Origin of the sequence: Streptomyces boncukensis (assembly GCF_011045075.1) — a bacterium.
Lineage (GTDB): Bacteria > Actinomycetota > Actinomycetes > Streptomycetales > Streptomycetaceae > Streptomyces > Streptomyces boncukensis.
Map to the genome: position 1 here is coordinate 1 of NZ_JAAKZZ010000857.1, position 1,930 is coordinate 1,930.

At 78.0% G+C, this 1,930-nt stretch carries 2 protein-coding genes; both read left to right on the forward strand.

Features of this window, described 5'->3' with window-relative positions:
- A partial coding sequence (locus tag G5C65_RS36390; protein ID WP_165303323.1) for a TetR-like C-terminal domain-containing protein occupies positions 1–285 on the forward strand: 285 nt, incomplete at its 5' end.
- A gap of 278 nt (positions 286–563) precedes the next feature.
- Positions 564–1,874 carry an ergothioneine biosynthesis glutamate--cysteine ligase EgtA gene (gene egtA / locus G5C65_RS36395; RefSeq protein ID WP_165303324.1) on the forward strand — a complete coding sequence of 437 codons (1,311 nt, stop codon included), beginning with the start codon at positions 564–566 and terminating at the stop codon, positions 1,872–1,874.
- Positions 1,875–1,930: the final 56 nt, after the last annotated feature.

A 1,930-nucleotide genomic window follows, 5' to 3' on the forward strand; every position in this document is an offset into this window, starting at 1 on the left:
CCCTCGCCCCACCCGCACGACGTACTGACCGCCGAACTCGACCGGCTGGTGGCCGCCGGCGAACTGCCCGCGTCCGCGCGGCCCGGCGCCGACTTCGTGGTCTGGTCCGCCGTGCACGGGCTGGCCACCCTGCTGATCGACGGGCTGGTCCAGCTCGCGCCGCTGCGGGAGGTGGACCGGGAGACCGAGCGCGTCGTCCGGGCCGTGCTCACCGGTCTCGGCCTGGAGGCGCCCCCGGCCACGCCGTGGCCCGCGGCCGGCTCCCGGTACACCGAGCGGGCGTAGCCCTCCGCGCCCGCTCGCGGGGCGAGGCGGCCGCACCGGGGCTGCCGCTCGCTGCTCGCAGCTCGCTGCGGAGTGCGGGTCCGCCGTGGCCAGGCGCGCAGTTCCCGTGCCCCTTCGGGGCGCAGGACGTGCCCCCGGGGGCGCGGTCCGCCACACCCGCCATGGACACCTCGCGTACCCCGGGAGTTTCAGCCATTCGCCCATCGGTGGAAGCCGACGGACGTCCCGGCGTGTTTCCGTGGGCGCCGACTACCCCTGACCAGACGAAGAGGCAGCTCATGGACGGGCCCGTGCAGGAAACGGAACGACAACCGGGGGCGCCGCTGCGGGAGGAGGACGTCGCAGCCCACGTACGCGGCATCTGCTTCAAGACCGGACCGCCGTCCCGTACCGGCGTCGAGCTGGAGTGGCTGGTACGCGACCGCCGCGCGCCCACGGCGGAGGTGCCGGCCGCCCGCCTGGACGCGGCCCTCGCGCCGCTCCAGGCCCCCGGAGGGCTCCCCCGCGGCGGGGTGCTCACCCGGGAGCCCGGCGGACAGCTGGAGCTGAGCTGTCCGCCGGCCGCCTCGGCGGCACGCTGCGTCGCCGACGCGGCAGCCGACCTCGCGGCCCTGCGCCGGGCCCTGGAGCCCGCCGGGCTGGTGCTGGACGGCAGCGGGCTCGACCCGTGGCGCGCCCCGTCCCGCGTGCTGGACCACCCCCGCTACGACGCGATGGAGCGCTACTTCGACCAGGCCGGGCCCTGGGGGCGGACGATGATGCGGGCCACCGCCGCCGTCCAGGTCAGCGTGGACGCCGGGGACGACGGCGACGGCGTCACCGGGTACCGGTTCCGCTGGCTGCTCGCCCACCGGCTCGGCCCCGTCCTCGTCGCCGCCTTCGCCAACTCCCCCCTCCAGCACCACGGACGGCCCTCCGGTTGGGTCTCCTCGCGGCAGGCCGTGTGGGCGCGGATGGATCCGGGCCGCACCCGGCAGCCACCGGACGCCTGGCCCGACCCGCGCGGCGCCTGGGCCCGCTACGCGCTCGACGCCCGCGTGATGTGCGTGCGCCGCCCGCCGCCGGCGGACTGGACCGCGCCCCGCGACCTCCCGCTGCGCTCCTGGCTGAGCGCCTGGGCGGGAGCGCGCCCGCCCACCCTCGACGACGTCGACTACCACCTCACCACCCTCTTTCCGCCCGTGCGGCCGCGCGGCTGGCTGGAGCTGCGGATGATCGACGCCCAGCCCGGCGACGGCTGGGCGGTCCCCGTCCTGGTGGCCTCGGCGCTGCTGGAGGACCCGGCCGCGGCCGGTACGGCGTTCGAGGCGACGGGGCGGCTCGCCCCGGGCCGGGACGTGCCGCCGTGGGACGTATGGTTGCGCGCGGCCCGCGCCGGTCCCGCCGATCCGCAGCTCGGCACCGCCGTCCGCACCTGTCTGCGGGCCGCCCACGACGCGCTGGACCGCCTCGGCACCCCCGCGGCGCTGCGGGGCGCCGTGGCCCGGTTCCTGGAGCAGTACGCCCTGCGCGGGCGCTGTCCGGCGGACGACCGCCTGGACGCGCTGCGCCGCGACGCACCCCCGCGCCCCATGGAAGGAGCCTTGTGATGGGCGCACGCCGCACCACGTCCGAGACCCCCGAGACCCCCGAGACCCTCCACGCC

Excerpts from the sequence above, each read along its gene's own strand:
- egtA (WP_165303324.1), top strand. The coding sequence starts at position 564 with ATGGACGGGCCCGTGCAGGAAACGGAACGACAACCGGGGGCGCCGCTG.